This is a genomic window from Pseudomonas sp. O230 (assembly GCF_045447035.1).
Taxonomy (GTDB): domain Bacteria; phylum Pseudomonadota; class Gammaproteobacteria; order Pseudomonadales; family Pseudomonadaceae; genus Aquipseudomonas.
Map to the genome: position 1 here is coordinate 354,736 of NZ_JBJGXN010000010.1, position 19,236 is coordinate 373,971.

Here is a 19,236-nt window from a genome sequence, read left to right on the forward strand (position 1 = left end):
CCCATGCCCCTCACCAAACCCAGCGAAGACCTGCGCCGCGACTTGAAAGAGGTAGCGGCCCTGCTTAAGTGGTCAGGCGTAGATCTGATGAAGATGGCCATACGGCTATCTGAGGTAGGGCTCGAGGATGATGCGCGAAAGCTGCTCACGATCATCGATGGGTTTCCGGATGCAGAGGACAGGCTGGCGGGGTATGCGGAAGATGTGAAGGTGGGAAGGATTGTGCGGGGCAAAGCAGATGAGGAGACTTCGGACGTCAATTGTCGTCCGGGTCAAAATTCATCTTGAGTTGTACTTTCGGGGTTGCACTACGGTGCTCCATGATCTTCAGCACTTCATATTCGGCTCTCAGTCCATCCTTGGTGATTCTCTGAGTACGGCGGACGCTTGCTCGGATGATGTCATCCTTGGCGAACTGCTCTAAATTGAGATGGACTCGCTTTAAAAACTCTGAATCCAGGACGGTGGCGTAAAAAATATTTCCCCCACCCTCTGTAAATCGCCACTTGTTGTCATCTTGGAAGGCCAGATTCAATACCTGCAGGTTGGCGATGTACGTATCTTCTCCCAGTGTTTCATCCTGCGGCGCTGGCGTCTTGAAGTAGTAGGATTCGCTTCGCTCCACATGCATGATCACCTGGTCGCCCTCGACGGTGGACACAGAAGTGATGCCCTCTCTCTCCAGTGGCTCAGTGATTACACCCTCTAATGCCTTCCGCAATTTGTAGTCCTGAACCAGCTTTAGTACCCGCTCTTCTGTATCCATGTGCTCGTCGCCTACAAAGAGGCGGACAACACCGCTTTCCAGCGGCTCAATGCGCGTTACGCCTCGCCCGCGAAGCCATTTAATGACCTGTATGACGCCCTTACAGCTGTCGCGCACAGAAAATCCGAGAAGGGTACATATGGTGGCAATACTTACGACGGATTGCCCGCTGGTAAGATCGAGTACCTTCTGCCAAAGGCTTTGAGCCAGCTCCATGTCAATCCCAAAGGAGCCGGCTTTAAAGGACGCATGAACATCCACAGACACCTTCACCTGCTCGCCATTCAGGATCATATTCGCCCGCTCTACTAGGTCGCCCATCGCAAGCAGAGCTGGTGCAAGCGCACGAACGTCCATCCGGTGCTCGTCGAGTGCCGGGCCGTCGTAAACAAGGTGGAATCTAGAATGCTGGGCCATGAATTCGGTCATCCCTGGTGTCCTTACCAATAATTTGCTTTAAGTTATGACTATGATCGTCGAAAGGCGAGTCATTCGTCCAATTGAAAGCCTTGATGTACGGACAATCACTGAACAGCCCGGCCCAGCGCCGGGTTTCTTGTTTCTGTCGTTCCCTACCCCGCGCCGCCCATGCACTCCGCCGTGCTGGCAAGCGACGTCCCCGCCTGCTGGACCAGCCTTCGCCACTCGTCACTTGTGATGAGGTCGGCATGCTCCATCGCATCCGCCCGCCTCAGCAATCCGAAGTACTTTTCCTCTGCGTCTATTTGGAATTCAGCCAGGATGAATAGCTTTCGCCAGGCTGTCATGGCCAGTGTTCGCTGTGCCTCTCGCATTGGAGCCCCTAGTGTTCGTCTATGGGAGTAGAGGTCAGGTTACAGCGAGCGCTCACCATGATGGCACTTTGGGCGACCAGTGGTGGCTGTACGCCACGAATGGTAGAGTGCTGGCTCAATTACGGGAGCGGTTGGCAATGGAAGAAAAGGCATGTCCTTATTGCGCAGAAACGATCAAGGCAGAGGCAATTCGGTGCAGGCACTGCCAGGCCGACCTAACAACGGCGACCTCGCCCCAGGCTGCAAAGCCTGTATCGTTGGGCAAGATACTGCTGTGGATAGTGCTGACCCCGGTCATCGCATTTGGCGCCCTGATGATATTTGGAGCGATGTCCGACAGATCTTCTCTGCAATCTGGAGGCTCATCGTCGTCATCGCCACTGACACCAAGAGCCGATCAGCAAGTCTGGCTGGACTCGTCAGCTATTGCCTGCATGACCGGAAGTGACCTCGATAGGGCTCTTGACCACTACGCCAGAGCGGAATACACGGCCTGGGCTGAGATCACTGGGTCCAGATACTGTTTCCATCAGAGCAATGTCAGCTCTGACATATCATGGACAGTAATGCAGGTCCGTGGCGACCACATGCAAATCGGCCTAAAGCTCGCCTCGGAATATAGTAAAAACCCAGATCTCGGGAAGCTCAACTATTGGACGCTGACTAAGTGGGCCATTTTTTCCAAGCCTCCAAGCGCTTCAGGCGATCCGGCAAAACCATCGGCCAAATCTCTCACCCTGAAGATTGGAAGCAAATCCAAGCCTGCTACATTCGCGGCGCCCATCCGCACTACCGCCGACCCATCGGCCGCCATAAAACGCGGAGTCAAGATCGGCGCTGTAGTTCAGGTCTACCAGTTGGACGCTGGAATGGTCCGAATATCTAAAGACGGCCAGCCTCCGGAGTGGATAGTCCCGGAGATGCTTGACTGGTAACAGCTACATAGAAAGCAAGCCCGCCAAGTGCGGGCTTTTTCATGCCCATCAGAACGGCGCCGGTTCCTCTTCTGGCTCAAACTCAACCTCTCCCCTTCCCGCCGTCTCCACTTCCTGCTGCTCCCATCTCACGGTCACGCTGCCGTCGTCATTGAGCGTCAATTCAAGCTCGTCAGTTTCGGCTATCACGCTAAGTACCTCTTCCCACTCCCGATCCCCGTCCGTGTCCAGGCGATGAATCGTCACCTCCCGCCGCTCCTGGGCGATCGGGTGATTGATCATCGATGAGACGCGCAGCCCCAGGCGCGCCATGCCGCTCATTTCCTGCCGTGCTGCCGGTGCCGCCTGCTTCTTCGCCATGAAATACTCTCCCGATTAAATGCTGTACATATATCCAGTACTCGAAAGCGAATATAGCGAACCTTTGGTTCGTCGTAAATCCCCTTCAGAGCGGCGCTGTAGGGACTCGAAAATGAACCAACAAAAATTATGTACTTTTGGTACTTGACTCAATGTGAACCAGTAGTTCATATTTGCCTCCATCGAGTCACCCAACAGGGACTTCGCCAGGGCCTCGGCTCTCGCTCTTTAACAACTTGATGGACGCCGAGCTGGCCGATGCATAGCCAGCGGACGTACCGCGCAACGGTACGCAGCGATTCGACCTCATGTCGGCGCTGGGCATAGGAGACCTCATTCGGAGGGCGTAGCTGGAGAAGCTGCGTGGTGGTGAGTAAGCGTTTGGCCTTGGGACCTTGATCCCGTGTCGCGCTGAAAGACATCAACGGGAAAGCGACCGTTGGCCTATGCAAGGAATAGAGATTACCTGCCCGTTACCAGCGGGCAGGATGCTCTCCAGGTGGCCCTACTTCAGGACCACGCGGAAAGCAGGAGAGTGAAGATGGCAAAAATTGAAGGGCTGACTATCGAAGTGATTCCAAAACCTGGCACCGAAGAGTTCGACCAGTTGGCCAAGCAGTTCGCCGAATCTGCTTACCGGCACTTTGTAGAGTTGTGGCGACAAGGTGCTGAGCAGGACCCCGCCGCCACTTACCCGCAGTTCCTGGCCACTGAATCAAGCCGGAGTAAGGAAATGAACGAAGAACAGATTGAGCGGTTTCGCAAGATTGTTCAGGAGGTCTCGACGGATGAAAGCGTCACTTTTGATGAGGCTTTCGCCATCGCGTCGAATCACCTGGCCTACTGGGTCAGCGAAATGCCTAAAGGAAAGCCTTCCGCTGGTGGTGGATCAAGTCAGTCCTCGAAAAGCCAAGCCTGCCAATCTTGAGACTGGCACACGAAGACAGATGCGGCTCCTAGTACGGCTAGAGGATCGGCAATCGATTTCACCTTGTCTCTCAGCGCAGTGGTTCCGAGGGAGCTTGAGCCAAAGTAAGTACCATTTGGCATCTTGTATCTTTTCCCATTTTCGAAAACCACCGTTCTCTTAAGGCCAAGCACCTCCATTGCATCATGGAGATCGCTGTAATCATCCCCGCCCGCATTAGATAGTCCAACACGCACCATATATTCCGCCATTGCGACATTCCTTGTTTCGACTGTGGAGGCCGAAGCATATGGGTTTCCCTCGACTGTGGAAAGCGAGGAAACAGGGAGCCTGCCCCTGTAAAAACAGGCAACCACATTTGATTCAAACCGGTGACCGACGCCAGTAGCGGGTCACGGCGCCACAGATTTACTGATGCCGCTTCTATGAGGCGGCATTGGAAATCACACGGGAGCAAGACATGAACAAAGAAGAGATTTATGACAGTCAGATCAGCCCGCTGATGCTGCAAATCATCGAAATCTGCAAGGCCCAGGGCATTGCGATGATGGCCAGCTTTGACATCGCACACGACGGAGAGGGCCCGAATGGCGAGGATTGCTCTGGTCTGGTTTGCAGTAGCCTTTTACCGGATGGCGACGGCGAGCCAAACCCGGTGTTTATGCAGGCAAATGCGCTTATCCGTCGCGGACGCCGATCCGTTCCAATGATGATCACCACTGAACATGGCGACGGTTCCAAGACTATGACAGCGATTATCTGATCGCATCACCTCTGCCCATTCACTGAGTGGGCAGACGGATGCAGATGAAAGCGGACGTGGCCTCGGACCAGCGGGAGCTGAGGCAATCAACAAATAGACGTAGCAGCCTTATTCGGCCATCTGCAGCAGAGCAACCCGAACGATGACAGGCCTGGTGGAAGGCATGGGAGGTTTAGCCCATACGACCAGAAGACATCGGAGTGCCGACTACTACTGAAGCCGGGGCTTAGCCAATGAGCCATATCAAGCACGCTGACAGTCGGAAGAGTACGACGGACAGCCGGGAAAGACTGGCCCGATCACCTCGAAAGAGGCTGCATCGGAATGTCGGCGGGTCATGAAAAAAGCATCTCCAGAGCAATCAGATTGTGGCGAATACCCGGACGTCGATTGCAAAAATGGTGTGGACCGACATTCCAATGCAGCTTCGATAGGTGGCCACTGCCTTCCCAGTGAGCGAACAACGGAGGGCTTCATCATGGACTAGCCAATAGCTGCCCGACGCCTCATGCGCCCGGCAGGCTTGTAGGTAAAGAGGGAAAAGCCCGGTTTCGACTGGGCTTTTTTACGCCTCGCCTTTACCCGTCAGCACTCCTCCCCCGCGCCCATCGGCAACCAGCGGGAGGCATGAGTTTTGACGAATACAGGTGAACCAACGAATGGAGAGAGTCATGGAAACCAAGCACACGCCCGGGCCTTGGTCCTATTGGTCTGGTTACAACCCGCTCGACAAGATTGAAGCCCAGGTAACTGCGGAAGATGGCGACATCGTGATCGCGTCCTACAACCACCTAATCGCAGAAGGCGAAGCCAACGCCAAGCTGATGGCTGCCGCGCCTGAACTGCTGGGGGCGCTCATTGAGTCCCGCCAAGTGATCGCCACGGCACTCAAGGTTGGGGCGCCTGACTGGTTCGATACCGACGACAAGGTGGCGCAACACGCCACGGTCAAAAAGATCGACGCCGCCATCGCCAGAGCAACCGCCTAACCCCAAACACTGGAGGTCGCCATGGCCGTCACGACTGAGAATGCCGCGGTGTTCCGTGGCGGTGGGCGCCGGTGGTTCACGCTTCGCGCCGCATGTAAGGCTGAGGCAAAAGCGCTGCTGAATATGCATTGCGACTGTGATTACTGCGACCACGAAGGCTGGGGTCGCGAGGATCTTCCGTGCCGACTCCACCATCCAGACCGCTATCCCCGAATCATCAAGCGCCTCACTGACGGCTACGTACGCCGCTACCGAGCGCAGAAAGCGAGTACGCAGCCATGAACGCAGCATTGAAGATTTGTCAGTTGAACTACGACGCAAAGTTGCCTCCACCGGTGAGCGAGCATGACGACCAGCGCAAGTGGCTGGAAAGCGCTGCTGAGCAGCTGGTGTGCGGAACGGACGTAACGTGGAAGCGCCGGGTTGGCCTGGTGCAGAAGGTAACGGCGGCCGAGTTCGCCACACACCTGCAATTGCATCTGAATCAACGCCAGATTGACGGCCTTGATGACCGCGACTCGTTCGCCAAGCTGGTCATCAGTTCAGCTGTCGGCAGTGGCAGCGACTGCCGCACTCATGCCAAGTACCTATTGGGCAGTGACCGACTGATCGAACGACTGGAGGAAATCGCCGCCGACCTGCTCCGGCCGCACGCCGCCGACGCAGCCGCCGCCCATCGCGAAGAAGCTGAAGACGATGTGGATGGAGAGCCATGAGCCCGCACATCCTGATCGACGAAGCGCTGGATAGCCTGACCCATCCAGACAGCCCACCCGGCAACAGAATTCTGGTTCAACAGATCATCACCAATTTGATGACCGACCAACTGATCACCCTCGAAGAGTTCAGTCACTACTGCCAGCGCCTGCTGAAACACTGCAGGCAGCGCAAGGAGTTCGCATGAGCAGCACTGCACCGGTTAAATCACTGATCGACGAACAGCTCGATGACATAGAGCGCAAGATCGCCGTGCTCGGGTTCGGCCTCCCCTTCAACGAGGTGATCGGCCGCGGGCGTGACGAGCTGGTCGCCAACCTACCGCAGCGCCTGGCGCCCACCATGAAAGGTCGTCGCATCGCCGTAAGGGTTCGGCCATGAAGCCCTTTTGGTGGCTGTGCGTCGTCGTCACTGTCTTCTGGTGGGGCATCTACGCAGAGATGCGCGAGATTCAGCAGCAGGCTCAGGTGTCATTGGCGGTGTCGCGATGAGCATGATTTGCGGTAACTGCAATCAGGCGGGCATTCGATGGATGGGCCCATTTAGCAACTTGACCCATACAGAATGTCCGCACTGCGGCGGCACGAATTGTCAGATGGCAGATCAGCCAGAAGAAGACGAACCCGAAATAGCCGCATGCGGTTGCGGTGCATCTGGCGAGGTCAATTACGACGACGGCACCGAGCGGCGCTACTACTGCTACAGCGCCTTGCCGATGTGTTCGCCATGACCTCATACCAGCGCGCCAAACGCTACTGGTTCTGGCGCGGTTCAGCCATCGCCCTGCTCTTCTTCACTGCCTAGATGCTGGCAAGCGCTTACTGCGGCCAGATCACTCAATAACCCACACCTTCAAACGCTGCGTGCATCGCGGCGAGGATTCTGTCGTGTCCGCAAATACCGAACTGGCCGTCGTGCCGCCGCAAGAAACCGCACTCGCCGTCTACTCCGCTGAAAATGGCCTTGAGCCTTGGCTGCAGGTGATCCGCTCCAAGATCGACGGCTTCACACCGGACATCAGCACTCGCAAGGGCCGTGAAGCGATCGCTTCGATGGCCTACGCCGTCGCCCGCTCCAAAACGGCATTGGACGACGTCGGCAAGAAGCTGGTCGCCGACCTGAAGGAAGTGCCGAAGAAGATCGACGCCGAGCGAAAACGCGTTCGGGACACTCTGGAAGCCTGGCAGGAAGAAGTCCGCCGGCCGCTGAATGAGTGGCAGGCCATCGAGGATGCTCGGGTCGACAAGCACAACTCTGCGATCGAGAAAGTCAGGCTGACAGCCATCGACCTGGACGGAATCACCGCCGAAGACCTGACCGATCGAGTCGCACAGATTGAGGCAATCGCCCTGGGCGACGGATGGGAAGAGTTTGAGGCGGAAGCCGCCCGCGCCAAGGACAAAGCGCTTGTCATCTTGCGCGCCGCCCTCACCGCCCGCCGGCAATACGAAGCCGATCAGGCAGAGCTGGCCCGCCGCCGCGCTGAAGATGAACTGCGCGAACAGCAAGAGCGTGAGGCTCGTATCGCACGGGAAGCCGAAGAACGAGCTCTGCGTGAAGCCGAGCAGCGCGCTCAGGCCGAGCGAGAAGCCGCTGCCCGCCGCGAGCAGGAGCTGATCGACAGCGCCGCCAACGCCAAGCGCACAGCTGAGAAAGCCGCAGCAGATGCTGAAGCGGCAGCCGAACTCCAGCGTCGCCAGCTCAAGCTTCAGGCCGAACAGGCGCAACTCGCCGCTGAGCAGGCAGAAGCCAACCGTCTGGCGGCGGAACAGCGCGCCGAGCAGGACCGGATCGCTGCAGAACAGCGCCAGGCAGAAGCGGTTGCTAAGGCCCAGCGCGATGAAGTTGCTCGCCAGCAAGCTGAAGCAGCACGCATCAAGCGGGAAGCCGAAGCCCGCGAAGCTGACCTTGAGCACAAGAAGACGATCAACCGCGCAGCTCTGGAAGCATTCATCGCCGGCGGTATGCCAGAAGCGTGTGCCAAGCAGGCGGTCACCCTGATCGCTCAGCGCAAGATTCCAGCCATTTCGATTACTTATTGAGGAAGCCAGCATGGGTACCGAAATCATCATGCCAGAGCAGCGCCGCCAAGTTGTGGCGCCAATCTCCGCGGACAACAGCATCATGGCTGTCATCAGTCGGGCCGCTGCCGATCCAACCTGCGACATCGACAAGCTTGAGCGCTTGATGGCGATGCACGAACGCATGCAGGCTCGCGACGCCCAGGCGGAATTCAACGCAGCCATGGCGGCGATGCAGAGCGACATCCCGAGCATCGCGGAGCGCGGCGCAATCGTGGTCAACGGCCAGAAACGCAGCGACTACGCCACCTTCGAAGACATCAATGACGTGATCAAGCCGATCATGCAGATCCACGGCTTCGCCATCAGCTTCAAGGTCGAGAACGTGGCCGCCGGTCTGAGCGTAACGGGCATCCTGATGCACCGAGCCGGCCACCGCGAAGATACAACCATGCTGCTGCCGCTCGACACCAGCGGCAGCAAGAACGCAGTCCAGGCCGTGGGCTCATCCACCAGCTACGGCAAACGCTACGTCATGTCTGCTCTGCTCAACTTGACCACTCGCGGCGAAGACGACGACGGCCATGCCGCTGTTCCGAGCGCCACCGTCACGACAATTCAGGCCCGCCAACTTCAGGCCCTGCTCGACAAGTGCAGTGAGAAGGCCAAGGAAGCGTTTGCTGGCATGTACGGCACCACCACCGACGTCAGCAAGGCCGACTTCGACCGCGTGCTTGGCGGCCTCACCAAATCTGCAGCGAAAGCGGAGTCAGACAATGCAAATCATCAGTGATGTGGAGCAAGGCACTCAGGCGTGGCTGGACTTGCGCCTGGGCATCATCACCTGTTCTGAGTTGGACAGCCTGCTGGTCAACGGCAAAGGCGAAGCCGGTTTCGGCGCCGGGGCGTTCACCTACATGAACACCCTGATTGGCGAGCGTATCACCGGAGAAGCGGCTGACCCGTTCCAGGGCAACCGCCACACCGAACGGGGACACGAATACGAGGGGATCGCCCGCGGCCTGTATCAGGCTCAGGCCGACGTGACCACACACCAGGTCGGAATCATCCTCAACCACGGCATCGGCTATTCGCCCGACTCGCTGATCGGTGAGAACGGCTTGACCGAGATAAAAACCAAGCTGCCGAAGCTGCAGGTTGAAGTGATCCTCGGCGGTGAAATTCCCAAGGAGCACATTGCCCAGTGCCAGGGCGGCCTGTGGGTTTCGGAGCGCGAGTGGATCGACTTCGTGTGCTACTGGCCGGGCATGCCGCTGTTCATCAAGCGCGCCTACCGTGACGAAGTGATGATTCGCAAGCTCGTCGAGCGGGTGAAAACCTTCTACGAAATCCTTGATGAGCGCATGAACAAGGTGCTGGGGATCGCAGCATGAGCGCCTATATCAGCAACGAACTCAGTACGATAAAAGCGCACGACCCTGACCGCCGCCAGCTGGCGGCGCAGGTCGCCCAATTCCTGGCCATGGGCGGAAAGATCACAGGGACTGAATCGGCCCCGCCAAAACCATATGGCCAGGACTACAAGGGCGCGAACTTCCAAGGCGCTGCGGCAAAGCTTCAGGCTGACCAGCAAGCCGCGCGCATCCGGGAGCTGGCCAAGACCCTCAATGCCGTTGAAATCTGCGAGAACGAAGGTATTGCGCGTGGCGTTCTGCGCGGAATTGCGAGGCGCTACGGGATCGAGTTCACCGTCGGCGTCAAACACGCCTTCGCGCCGAACAAGCTAAACCCTGAATCCGAAGCACTGATGGTCATCAGAGTGAAAGACTGCATGGTGAAGGGCATCAATCGAAGCCAGTGCGCCAAGGCCCTCGGCATCAGCACAACACTATTGGGGCGGCTGCTAACGGATTACGCCATCGATTACCCGAAAATGAAGCCGGCGTTTCGATGAGACGCATCAACAACCAGGTGCGCCAGCGCCGACGACAGACATGGCTGGACTTGCCGGCCAGCGGAATTGAAGAGGTAGGTCATGGCTACCGAACCGAAAGACAGATCAGCAAAGACTGCGGCGAGGCGAAAGACTCGCGGCGAGGAAGAGATCAGGCTGCACTGCATGGCCGGAACGAGGCAAGCCCTCGCTGAGCTGATGGCCTGGAGTGGCATCGAGGAACAGGGCGAGGCGATCACGCTGATGATTCACCACCTGCACGGACTTGGCCCGGGTGGCGCCCTTCCTCTGCTTGAGCCGCCGCGACAAGAATACGTTATACCCGAAAACGTGTCGGCAAAATTGACGCTCGCCTACAACCGCGAAGCCCTTCGCATCTGTCGCGACGAATAATCCCCCCCACCCTACTCGCTGCATCCGGTCACGGAGGGCGGCGCCGGCATTGGAGAACACCATGGACGATGAATTTTATTTGCAAGACAGTCGCGGTAACACAGGCGACGGTTTGATGTTCTGGGCGCAGGGCGGTGGCTACACGACGAACCTGGATCGCGCCGAGGTACGCACCCTGGCCAGTGCGGTCGGCCAGCACAAAAGCCGGGAGACCGACGTGCCCTGGCCGAAGTCGTACATCGATGCTCGGGCGCATACCGGCGTCGATTGCCAATACGTCATGCCCGAAGAAGCTGCAGGAGCTACGGAAGGCGAAACGCGCTTCTTCGCCGCCTACCACCGCGAATGGAATGGCAACGATTTGGTGTTCTTGTCGCGCGAAGGCGGGAGAACTTCAAACCTGCTGCTGGCCAAAACCTTTAGCGTCGGGCATGTGGCGGGGCTGGCTGCTCGCGGTTACCAACCTCTGCCCTTGGCGTACATCACTGCCAAAGCCCGTCGCCTGGTTCACGCCGGGGAGGTTTCGATCAAGGAAGCCCTACGCGGCACCGGCATCAAGCTGGTGAAGCCGAAGAAACCGCGCAAAGAAGTTTTCAACTGCGATGGGTGCGGACGGTTCATCAGCGACTTACAGCGATACCAGCAAGACTGCCGGAACTGCGGCGCAAACAATGCCCCCTGACCCGCCCTCGCCTATTGCGCTGAACTCACTCGCTCAATTCTAGCAACCTACTGTGGAAGGCTGCTGAGCCTGGTATCCCCACCCAGCTAACGAGGTGCTTTGCCTCGCAGTGATGACACTCGATGATTTTGTCCGACTGGCCCTGATAGAACTCGATATCGAATTCTTCACCGCAGTCTTTCGCTTTGCATTGCATTACTTCATGTCCATGGTCAATTGATCGACGCACACAAATACCCCACTTCAACCAATCACGCCACCCTGGCCTATTTGTATTGGCGGTTGGCAGACATCAGCCAGTAAAGATCCCAGGCACTTTGAAACAACTGCTCGTACTCTTCGAGTGCAATGGCTGAGCGGTTTGCATCGAATGAAATGATCTTCTCGAAAAGAGATCGAGCATCTTCGTTCGGGAACTCAGAAGCCTGCAACGGGAATAGCTCAGCGTAAACGACGTGGGCGCGGTGAGACGCACTTCCGCCGGTAGCCATTGCCTCAAGCGCTTTTGTCAGTCGCTCAACCGTATTGTGCGGATCTTTCACAGCTTTACCCCACTTCCAGAAACCATCGAACTTCCGACTATACCCGTCGAGGATCCTCTATGTCCGCTCACCAGAAGAAACCCCAGTTCATCCACGGCCAGCCAAGCATGGGCCTGCCCTTTCAGAAAGAACTGGTGGTGGACTTGTTCGCCGGCGGCGGTGGCGCAAGTACCGGCATCGCCCGGGCGTACCGGGAGCCGGATGTCGCGGTGAACCACAACCCAATCGCGCTGGCCGTGCACCGCGCCAACCATCCGGAGACAGCCCACTACGTCGCCGACGTGTTCGAGGTGGATCCGGTCCACGCCACGGGCGGACAGCCAGTCGGCATCCTCTGGGCATCGCCGGACTGCCGCCACCACAGCAAGGCCAAGGGCGGCGCGCCACGTGATCGTGGTGTCCGCGGCCTGGCCTGGGTCGTTGTACGCTGGGCGCATGCCACCCGCCCGCGCCTGATGTTTCTGGAGAACGTCGAAGAGTTCTGCGACTGGGGCCCAATTGACGAAGAAGGCCAGCCGATCAAGGCTGAGCGGGGCCGTACCTTCAAGTCATTCATTGCCGCGCTCAGCACCGGGCTACCAGCCGACCACCCAGACATGCCGGAGATTCTCGAGTCCATTGGCGAATTTGTGCCGGTGGAAAGCTTGGTTCGGGGTTTGGGCTACAACGTCGAATGGCGGGAGCGCATTGCAGCCAACGCTGGCACCCCAACCATTCGCAAGCGTCTGTACCTGGTGGCGCGCAGCGATGGCAAGGCAATCGTTTGGCCGGAGCCGAAGCGTCATAAGAAACCGACATCGAAACAGCAACCTTGGCGCACCGCCGCGGAGTGCATCGACTGGAGCAACTTGGGCCGCACGATCTTCCGCGAGAAGCCAATGGCAGTGAACACCATGCGCCGCGTGGCAAAGGGCTGCTGGCGGCACGTACTGACCAGTGCGAAGCCGTTCATTGTCCCGATGCGCGGAACGTCGGCAGCGCATAACAGCACCCACGGCGTGGACGAAGCACTATCGACCATCAGCGCCGGCGGCACCCACCACGCATTGGTGCAGCCGGTAGCGGCGCCATTCCTCACCGAGTGCGCCAACGGATCATCGCAACGCAACTTCGATGCGCAAGAGCCGCTGCGCACTCAGGTTGCCCAGGTCAAAGGTGGGCACTTCGCGATGGTCGCCGCGCACATGACCGCCTTCGGCCAGAACGCAGTCGGTAGCTCACCGGATGAGCCTACCCAAACGGTGCTCGCCGGGGCCGCCCGGCACGGCGTCGTTGCGGCATTCTTCGAGCAGGCGAACGGCGGGTTCTACAAAGGTGATGGCCGCTCGGCCTATGACCCGATCTCGACCATTTGCCAGTCCGGCTCGAATCAACGGTTGGTCAATGCCTACCTGGTGAAGTACTACGGCAACGAGAAGGACGGCATTTCGCTGACCGAGCCGATGCACACCCTGCCAACAAAGGATCGGGTCGCACTGGTCGAGGTGGTTCAGGTGCCAGACACGCTCACACTTGAGCAGATGGAAGGCGCCCGGCGCTGTGCCGCCTTCATGCACGAACACCTGCCGGAACACTTCAAAGACCCGGCTGAAATGATCATGGTTGGCGGCTATGTGCTGGTGGATATCACCCTACGCATGCTGCAACCGCCAGAGTTGAAAGCCGCACAAGGCTTCGACAAGGATTACATCATCGACCGCGGGCTGTTCGTCGATCCGGTCACTGGCGCCGAGGAGTGGCGCGACATCAACAAGACGGATCAGGTCCGGCTGATCGGCAACAGCGTTTGTCCGGATGAAGCAGAGGCTTTGGTCGGTGCAAACGCCGCTGACATCATCGAGCTTTATCAGCGACTCGCGGCCTGACCTAACTTCACCTATCGCGCTGGCTTCCTGCGGAATGATGGAAAGCTCTCTTTGGCATTTTCAATTTCATTGATCGCCTCTTTCAACAACCCAGCCCTACTCCACTTCAATGATTCATCTCCCTTAATTACCTCGGTCGTCATCCGACAAAGCTCATCAATATCTATGCCCTGAAGTCTCGCTGTCCCAATGACGTATCTCAGTGCTAGTTCAAGCGCAACAATCCGATCCTCAGTCATTACGTACCCCTCTCCGCAGAGAAATAAGCGTAGACCAAAAACCCAACTCCACCACCCGGGCATGCCCCGGCATAGGACGCCCCATGCCCACAGAAAACAAACAAGCTGATCCATTTGGCCCACACGGTCGCACTTTCCACATTCATCTGAGCGTGCGCGGGGCAATTCGCGACTTCAGCAAGCGTCAGTTAAAAGGCATGTTCAACCTTGAGGGTGGTCGCCCCTGCACTGCCGAGGAAGCCAAGGATCACCTGCTGGAGTGGCCCAGGGCAAAGAAGTGCTGCCATTCGGGCCACCTTGTGAGGGCTTCGACTTCGCCGGAAAGGGCTGCCCTGGCCACGACAACCCGGCGCCGGTAGTGAATGCCCATGATCTGGTATCGATGGAGATTGCATGATGGGTGACATACGAATCATGAAAAGCGATTTCCTTCCGCCGATGACGATGATTGTCAGCCCCGATCTGTACCAACAGCTGACCGAAACTCCGGAAAAGGCGCTGGAGCGTCGCGAACAGGTCATGGCGCAATTTGCCAACATGGCAGTACTGATGAAACGTGCTGCGAGCCGCGCCGTTAAACCCTGCCAACAACCGCAAGCACATCCAGCCCGGTGCGGCTGCGAGGAACAGTCATGAGCGAAGTAATGCGTTGGAAATTGAAGGGGTTTATCCCCGGCGTCGAGGGCGAGAGCAAGGCAGTGTTTCAGCCGGTCGTAGTCCTCGCTGAAGACTACGACAACGCGACTCGCCTATTTCTGGATGCTGCCGAACGATGCCTCGCCGCCGAACGCCGCGAGCAAGCCCTGCAGCTGCGCCTGAACGCAGCGGATCAGCGGATTGATGAGGTGGAAGCGGCTGCAGTCGTGCTGCCCGATCCGAAAATTGTGTCGATGATCGTGACGCGGGCAGCCAGACAAGCCGATCTTATCGCCGGCGCCAACTATCACACGGCCGCCGAGCTTTCTGCTGACGCTCTTCTGTTCGAAATCGCCGCCCTCAACGCCAAGTAACTCCCTCCCCCTTCAAAGTCAGCCGCTATAGCGGCAAGGAACCGGCATGCCCAAACATAAGCCAGAGCTGGCCAGCATCTACAACGTATTCGGCCTCAGCTCCAACCACGAACTGTCGACGCTGTTGGCCAACATCGAAAACACCAAACGCTTCTCCGATCTTTTGCACGATGTCGAGCGCGAGTTCTTCATGGCGCCGGGAGAACCGTCAGGCGAGCCGGAAGACGAAGGTTCAGTGGTCGATGCTGAGTGCTTGGTCAACCGCTGGGGATCGAAGCCGGCCGAGTACCTTGAGCAGTTCAGGACTGCCCTGCCTATCGCCGCGGCGAACTCGATTCCTGACTATGAAGCACCCGCAACCGGCGAGAAATGGTCGCTCACCGGTGAGAACGGCTCCTGGGATTACGACAGTCTCGACGAGCTCTTGAAAGACAACTACGGCCATGACAGCGACGGCGACGGGCACCCGGCAAGTTACAGGGCCGGCCTGTACGAGGGCGGCACGGTATATCGCGGCACTGAGTGCAAGGACGATCCTGCAATCTTCTTGCCTGACCAAGACGATTTGATCGAGCACATGAGCGAGCGGGCCTATGACAGCGACGCTGGTGAATGGGTCGACAACTATCCAACACTGGATTCTGACGCAAAGCTGGAACTGGAACGCGCCATGCGGCCGCTCAAGGCGTGGGCGCGCAAACACTGCCAGCCCGAATTCTTCACGATCAAGGACATCGCTCCGCACATCGTCACCGTTGAAGATGTGAGCCGGAGCAGGAAGTCATGATCGCCCTCGCCTGGTTCGCCTACGTGTACTGCTATCGAGGGCCGCGGTGATGAGGGAAGTCACTCGAATCGTTGATGACCCGGCAGCCAAGTGGGGATTTCGGCGAGAGCCCGCGACTTATGAGGACGCCGAGAAGATCACCGGCTTCCGCCTGGATCGGCGGTCGAGCTTCCTGATCAGCCGTAACAGCGACGTCGAGCAGCTTGGCCAGTGCACGATGGAGTGCTCGGGCTGTAGCTGCGACTGCTCTTCTTGCAGTTATGGCTACAACGCCCACAAGGCCAGCGGCTGCAACGAGTGCGGCTACACGGGAAAACGTCGAGTGCACTTCGGGTTTCCACCCTCTCCGCCGAAACGAAAAGCAGCCTAACCCCTACCCCACACAAGAGCCTGCCGGTGAACGACGGGCGAGGAATTCCGCATGCCCGAAGAAACTGAAGTTCTTTACGCAGTTCACGCCCAAGGCCCCGACGATCTCTATGCCGTCGCCAGCAAAGAAGAGGCTGAAGACCTTGCCGCGAGGCAAAACGAACTGGTACCGCTGGCGAAGTGCATCGTGATCGTCAGCCCCTGGTCGCCGGTCGATCACTGGAAAACCCTGGCGGAGCAGACCACTGAAGAAGCGAAGTACCTGCGCTCCGGCTGGCAGACCGATCTGAACCGGCTGAACGCTGCGAAAGCTGAGATCACCGCGCTCAGCAAAAATGTGATCGACATGACCCGCGAGGACTTCGACGCAACGTTGAACAACCTTCGCCGGATGGGCGCCAGCATCGACGGTGAAAACGCCTACAAGCGCGACCTGTGCGATGCGATTGTCGGGACACTGGCGTTCGGAGCCCAGGATCGCTGCCCGCCGCCCGAAGGTCACTGGGCGCAACGATTTTGGGATATGGGCCGGGAGTCTTCTGCCAATACAGCAGAGCTTGCCTCAGCGCTGGACCTGGTATCCGGTTGCCTGATGGACGCACTGGCGGGCCGGGATCTGCCGGCAACCAAGGTTGGCCGTGCCATCGCGACATCCGCCGAGCTGCTCGCCAAACAAACGGCTTAACCCTCCCCACCTTCTGCCGCCACGCGCGGCATGGAGCATCAAATGAATACCGCACAAACCGATGAGATCATCGAGTACATCCGCCTGCCTGAGGTTCTGCGAATCTCCGGCCTCAGCTCTGCAACAATTTACAGAATGGCCGGTGGCGGCAAGTTTCCGCGTCAAGTCAAAGTTGGCGAACAGGCCGTGGCCTGGGTCCGCTCGGAGGTTATGCAGTGGGCCACCAATCGAGCAGCCATGCGAAAGCAGGCGCAATAAGCCTAAACCCCCTCCAGCTTGTCCAGATAGTCAGCCCACTCCTGCATCATCCCCCGCCGCTGCTCGACGTACTCAGCATGGTTATACGTTTTCCGAACCTTGCTCGAGCTTGCGTGCGAAAGCTGCGCCTCGATCCAATCCTCGTTGTACCCCATCTCGTTCAAGGCCGTTGAGATCGTGGCGCGGATACCGTGCCCGGTCAGCCTGCCTTCATATCCCATGCGCTTCAGAGCCATATTGACCGTTCCGTCGCTGATCGGCTTGCCCGGGTCACTCCGACCCGGGATCAGCAGCTTGTAACGGCCGGTCAGCTCATGAACTTGACGCACCTCTTCAGCCGCCTGCCGCGATAGCGGTACCAGATAGGCCGGCACCTTATCCCCTCCTTTTGCTCGAATAACCTTCTGCAGCTGCTTCACGCCTTCGGCCGGGATGGTCCATAGCGCGCCATCCAGATCAAACTGGCTCCAGGTCGCATTGCGCAGCTCCCCCGTGCGAACTCCGGTCAGCAGCAGGATGCGAATTGCGCTTTTCGTATAGCCCGCGCCATTGAATGCACGCAAAGCCACCAAAAAGTCTTTTAATTCCGTTTGGCGAAGCATCGGGTTGTGCTTCTCTGGCGGCTCCTTCATTGCCACGATGTCGAGGTCTGAAGCCGGATTCGTTTCTATATAGTCGGATGCAATGGCAAAACGGAATATCTCGTTGAGCCAAGTCCGGCACTTTCTGGCTACGTTCAGTGCGCCTCGGGATTCGACCCGACGCATGGCGCTCAGTACATCGGAGCGTTTCACATCGGCCACGGGGATTTTGCCCAGGGCCGGGATCAGATCCTTGTCCAAGTACATGCGCGATTGGGTGGCGCCACCTTTTTTGGCGGCCAGCATTCGCGGCGACTTGAAGGCGTACCATTCATTGGCTACGACTTCGAACGTTTTCACGGCGCCGGTACTGGCTGCGCGCTTTTCTTCGCGGCGCTGTGATCGAGGATCAACGCCCTTGGCAATGAGGGATCTGGCCTCGTCACGACGCTCGCGTGCGTCTTTCAGGGAAATTTCGGGATAGGTGCCCAGGGATATGCGAGGCTGCTGTCCGTGCCATGAGAAACGGAAGTGCCACGCTTTCGTGCCTTTGGCGGCGACGAACAAAGACAAACCAGCGGTATCGCTAAGGCTGTAATCTTTTTCTTTGGGCTTTGCTTGCCTGACGGCCGTGTCAGTAAGAGGCATTAGTACATTCCCGGGGCAATCGAATTCAGATGTGCTGGGCAATGTACTAAAAATTATGAGAAGGGGTGAGAATCTTTGAGAAGAGCTGAATACAAGAAAGCCCCGAAGGCCAATGCCTGCGGGGCTTTTTGAGAAGACTTGGTAAGGCCTGAGAAGCGAAAATGGTGCCCGAAGCCGGAATCGAACCGGCACGCCCTTACGAGCGGGGGATTTTAAGTCCCATGCGTCTACCAGTTTCGCCATTCGGGCGGTAGCGCGGTTAGCCGTCGGAAGGCTGACAAATGCTCTGTCAATTCTGACGCCTGTGCAGCAGAGGACGGAATATATACATCCCATCCAGGTGAAGCAAGTTCGCAAATACCCATTTCAAGACTAAATCTTGCGAGGCAGTGCAAATAAAAAAGCTCCGTAAATTATCGATCTACGGAGCTTGTTTAAAGTGGAGGTCGAAATCGAAATCGAAATCGAACCGACGTATGTGGATTTTCAATTCATCCACAAAACAAGCTATTTCAATAGGTTAGCAGCGTTAGCGTTCCGCAAGCTACTGATTTTTAAAGGCCTGCATCCCACAGCTATCAAGGGGCCGGTTTTGGGTTGCGGAACGGCTTTTTTGTTTCAGCTGGCGGCCACAACACCACAGTTTGGCAGGGTTATATGACTCAACCGTCTCGTCCAGACTGCATCCTGCCGAACATACACCACTCCATCAGCAATAGTTTTTTGACGCCTACGCTGACCTCTCGACGGCAGATTCGCCATGCCAAACTCAGATCTTCTCCCTTCCCTGCTCTTCAAGATTAACGAAAATCAACTAGCCCTTGAGGCCGCCGCTCTTGAGCTGTCCAACTGGGTCGAGCAGAGAGGCTCCGCCGAATTCGCGGACAACGTGCGCGGCGCGCTTGATGCAATCGACTAGAACGAAGGGTTCATCAAGCTGACGCTTTCGGTGCTGACGTCGCCCGAGTGAGAGCTGACGGACAGCGATT

Annotated in this window: 27 protein-coding genes and 1 tRNA gene; 22 read left to right on the forward strand and 6 right to left on the reverse strand. The window is 57.8% G+C overall.

Annotated elements, in window-relative coordinates:
• Window positions 1-3: 3 nt before the first annotated feature.
• Window positions 4-288: a hypothetical protein gene (locus ACI77H_RS23150; RefSeq protein WP_407014027.1), complete on the forward strand. Its 285-nt coding sequence runs from the start codon at window positions 4-6 to the stop codon at window positions 286-288.
• Here ACI77H_RS23150 and ACI77H_RS23155 read toward each other — a convergent pair.
• Window positions 257-1,195 carry a hypothetical protein gene (locus tag ACI77H_RS23155; protein ID WP_407014028.1) on the reverse strand — a complete coding sequence of 313 codons (939 nt, stop codon included), beginning with the start codon at window positions 1,193-1,195 and terminating at the stop codon, window positions 257-259. The genes ACI77H_RS23150 and ACI77H_RS23155 overlap by 32 nt on opposite strands.
• Before the next feature lie 502 nt (window positions 1,196-1,697).
• On the opposite strand from ACI77H_RS23155, the gene ACI77H_RS23160 reads away from it, so the two are divergent.
• Window positions 1,698-2,495, forward strand: coding sequence for a hypothetical protein (locus tag ACI77H_RS23160; protein WP_407014029.1), 798 nt, complete (start codon window positions 1,698-1,700; stop codon window positions 2,493-2,495).
• 48 nt (window positions 2,496-2,543) lie between these two features.
• Here the strand turns inward: ACI77H_RS23160 and ACI77H_RS23165 are convergent, their stop codons facing one another.
• The gene (locus ACI77H_RS23165; RefSeq protein WP_407014030.1) at window positions 2,544-2,855 is read right to left on the reverse strand and encodes a DUF1654 domain-containing protein; all 312 of its coding nucleotides are present in this window, start codon (window positions 2,853-2,855) and stop codon (window positions 2,544-2,546) included.
• Between the two features lie 541 nt (window positions 2,856-3,396).
• Here ACI77H_RS23165 and ACI77H_RS23170 point away from each other — a divergent pair.
• Window positions 3,397-3,783 (forward strand): hypothetical protein, encoded by a 387-nt coding sequence (locus ACI77H_RS23170; RefSeq protein WP_242149911.1) that lies wholly within the window; start codon window positions 3,397-3,399, stop codon window positions 3,781-3,783.
• Here the strand turns inward: ACI77H_RS23170 and ACI77H_RS23175 are convergent.
• Complete coding sequence (locus ACI77H_RS23175) at window positions 3,750-4,034, reverse strand: hypothetical protein (protein ID WP_242149914.1); 285 nt, start codon at window positions 4,032-4,034, stop codon at window positions 3,750-3,752. The genes ACI77H_RS23170 and ACI77H_RS23175 overlap by 34 nt on opposite strands.
• Before the next feature lie 209 nt (window positions 4,035-4,243).
• On the opposite strand from ACI77H_RS23175, the gene ACI77H_RS23180 reads away from it, so the two are divergent.
• The 12 genes from ACI77H_RS23180 (at window position 4,244) to ACI77H_RS23235 (ending at window position 11,263) form a co-directional block, all read left to right on the forward strand.
• Window positions 4,244-4,546, forward strand: coding sequence for a hypothetical protein (locus ACI77H_RS23180; RefSeq protein WP_407014031.1), 303 nt, complete (start codon window positions 4,244-4,246; stop codon window positions 4,544-4,546).
• A 671-nt stretch (window positions 4,547-5,217) separates the two neighbouring features.
• Complete coding sequence (locus ACI77H_RS23185; protein ID WP_407014032.1) at window positions 5,218-5,535, forward strand: hypothetical protein; 318 nt, start codon at window positions 5,218-5,220, stop codon at window positions 5,533-5,535.
• Window positions 5,536-5,813: 278 nt separating this feature from the next.
• Complete coding sequence (locus tag ACI77H_RS23190; protein WP_407014033.1) at window positions 5,814-6,251, forward strand: hypothetical protein; 438 nt, start codon at window positions 5,814-5,816, stop codon at window positions 6,249-6,251.
• Window positions 6,248-6,439 (forward strand): hypothetical protein, encoded by a 192-nt coding sequence (locus ACI77H_RS23195; RefSeq protein ID WP_407014034.1) that lies wholly within the window; start codon window positions 6,248-6,250, stop codon window positions 6,437-6,439. The genes ACI77H_RS23190 and ACI77H_RS23195 overlap by 4 nt, the downstream gene beginning before the upstream one ends.
• The gene (locus ACI77H_RS23200) at window positions 6,436-6,633 is read left to right on the forward strand and encodes a hypothetical protein (protein WP_407014035.1); all 198 of its coding nucleotides are present in this window, start codon (window positions 6,436-6,438) and stop codon (window positions 6,631-6,633) included. Before ACI77H_RS23195 ends, ACI77H_RS23200 begins: the two co-directional genes overlap by 4 nt.
• Before the next feature lie 214 nt (window positions 6,634-6,847).
• Window positions 6,848-6,982 (forward strand): hypothetical protein, encoded by a 135-nt coding sequence (locus ACI77H_RS23205; protein WP_407014036.1) that lies wholly within the window; start codon window positions 6,848-6,850, stop codon window positions 6,980-6,982.
• 157 nt (window positions 6,983-7,139) lie between these two features.
• Window positions 7,140-8,294: a hypothetical protein gene (locus ACI77H_RS23210; RefSeq protein ID WP_407014037.1), complete on the forward strand. Its 1,155-nt coding sequence runs from the start codon at window positions 7,140-7,142 to the stop codon at window positions 8,292-8,294.
• A gap of 10 nt (window positions 8,295-8,304) precedes the next feature.
• Window positions 8,305-9,066 carry an ERF family protein gene (locus ACI77H_RS23215; protein ID WP_407014038.1) on the forward strand — a complete coding sequence of 254 codons (762 nt, stop codon included), beginning with the start codon at window positions 8,305-8,307 and terminating at the stop codon, window positions 9,064-9,066.
• Window positions 9,050-9,667: a lambda exonuclease family protein gene (locus tag ACI77H_RS23220; RefSeq protein ID WP_407014039.1), complete on the forward strand. Its 618-nt coding sequence runs from the start codon at window positions 9,050-9,052 to the stop codon at window positions 9,665-9,667. Before ACI77H_RS23215 ends, ACI77H_RS23220 begins: the two co-directional genes overlap by 17 nt.
• Entirely contained in the window at window positions 9,664-10,188 is a 525-nt protein-coding gene (locus ACI77H_RS23225) for a hypothetical protein (protein ID WP_407014040.1), read from the forward strand. Before ACI77H_RS23220 ends, ACI77H_RS23225 begins: the two co-directional genes overlap by 4 nt.
• Before the next feature lie 81 nt (window positions 10,189-10,269).
• Window positions 10,270-10,581, forward strand: coding sequence for a hypothetical protein (locus tag ACI77H_RS23230; RefSeq protein ID WP_407014041.1), 312 nt, complete (start codon window positions 10,270-10,272; stop codon window positions 10,579-10,581).
• A gap of 61 nt (window positions 10,582-10,642) precedes the next feature.
• Complete coding sequence (locus ACI77H_RS23235; protein ID WP_407014042.1) at window positions 10,643-11,263, forward strand: hypothetical protein; 621 nt, start codon at window positions 10,643-10,645, stop codon at window positions 11,261-11,263.
• A 266-nt stretch (window positions 11,264-11,529) separates the two neighbouring features.
• On the opposite strand, the gene ACI77H_RS23240 is transcribed toward ACI77H_RS23235, so the two are convergent.
• Entirely contained in the window at window positions 11,530-11,805 is a 276-nt protein-coding gene (locus tag ACI77H_RS23240; protein ID WP_407014043.1) for a hypothetical protein, read from the reverse strand.
• Window positions 11,806-11,864: 59 nt separating this feature from the next.
• Between ACI77H_RS23240 and ACI77H_RS23245 the strand changes: the two genes are divergently transcribed.
• From ACI77H_RS23245 to ACI77H_RS23270, 6 genes are all read left to right on the forward strand, one after another.
• On the forward strand, window positions 11,865-13,670 hold the full coding sequence (locus ACI77H_RS23245; RefSeq protein ID WP_407014044.1) for a DNA cytosine methyltransferase: 1,806 nt from the start codon (window positions 11,865-11,867) through the stop codon (window positions 13,668-13,670).
• Between the two features lie 653 nt (window positions 13,671-14,323).
• Entirely contained in the window at window positions 14,324-14,545 is a 222-nt protein-coding gene (locus ACI77H_RS23250; RefSeq protein ID WP_407014045.1) for a hypothetical protein, read from the forward strand.
• The gene (locus ACI77H_RS23255; protein ID WP_407014046.1) at window positions 14,542-14,919 is read left to right on the forward strand and encodes a hypothetical protein; all 378 of its coding nucleotides are present in this window, start codon (window positions 14,542-14,544) and stop codon (window positions 14,917-14,919) included. Before ACI77H_RS23250 ends, ACI77H_RS23255 begins: the two co-directional genes overlap by 4 nt.
• 46 nt (window positions 14,920-14,965) lie before the next feature.
• The gene (locus tag ACI77H_RS23260; RefSeq protein WP_407014047.1) at window positions 14,966-15,706 is read left to right on the forward strand and encodes a hypothetical protein; all 741 of its coding nucleotides are present in this window, start codon (window positions 14,966-14,968) and stop codon (window positions 15,704-15,706) included.
• 421 nt (window positions 15,707-16,127) lie between these two features.
• Window positions 16,128-16,760: a hypothetical protein gene (locus tag ACI77H_RS23265; RefSeq protein WP_407014048.1), complete on the forward strand. Its 633-nt coding sequence runs from the start codon at window positions 16,128-16,130 to the stop codon at window positions 16,758-16,760.
• A gap of 42 nt (window positions 16,761-16,802) precedes the next feature.
• Complete coding sequence (locus ACI77H_RS23270; protein ID WP_407014049.1) at window positions 16,803-17,018, forward strand: helix-turn-helix transcriptional regulator; 216 nt, start codon at window positions 16,803-16,805, stop codon at window positions 17,016-17,018.
• Between the two features lie 2 nt (window positions 17,019-17,020).
• On the opposite strand, the gene ACI77H_RS23275 is transcribed toward ACI77H_RS23270, so the two are convergent.
• Together ACI77H_RS23275 and ACI77H_RS23280 are read right to left on the reverse strand one after the other, a co-directional pair.
• The gene (locus tag ACI77H_RS23275; protein ID WP_407014050.1) at window positions 17,021-18,247 is read right to left on the reverse strand and encodes a tyrosine-type recombinase/integrase; all 1,227 of its coding nucleotides are present in this window, start codon (window positions 18,245-18,247) and stop codon (window positions 17,021-17,023) included.
• A 162-nt stretch (window positions 18,248-18,409) separates the two neighbouring features.
• Window positions 18,410-18,496: transfer RNA gene (locus ACI77H_RS23280), tRNA-Leu, on the reverse strand.
• Window positions 18,497-18,686: 190 nt separating this feature from the next.
• Here ACI77H_RS23280 and ACI77H_RS23285 point away from each other — a divergent pair.
• Window positions 18,687-18,908 carry a hypothetical protein gene (locus tag ACI77H_RS23285; RefSeq protein ID WP_407014051.1) on the forward strand — a complete coding sequence of 74 codons (222 nt, stop codon included), beginning with the start codon at window positions 18,687-18,689 and terminating at the stop codon, window positions 18,906-18,908.
• The last annotated feature ends 328 nt before the right edge of the window (window positions 18,909-19,236 follow it).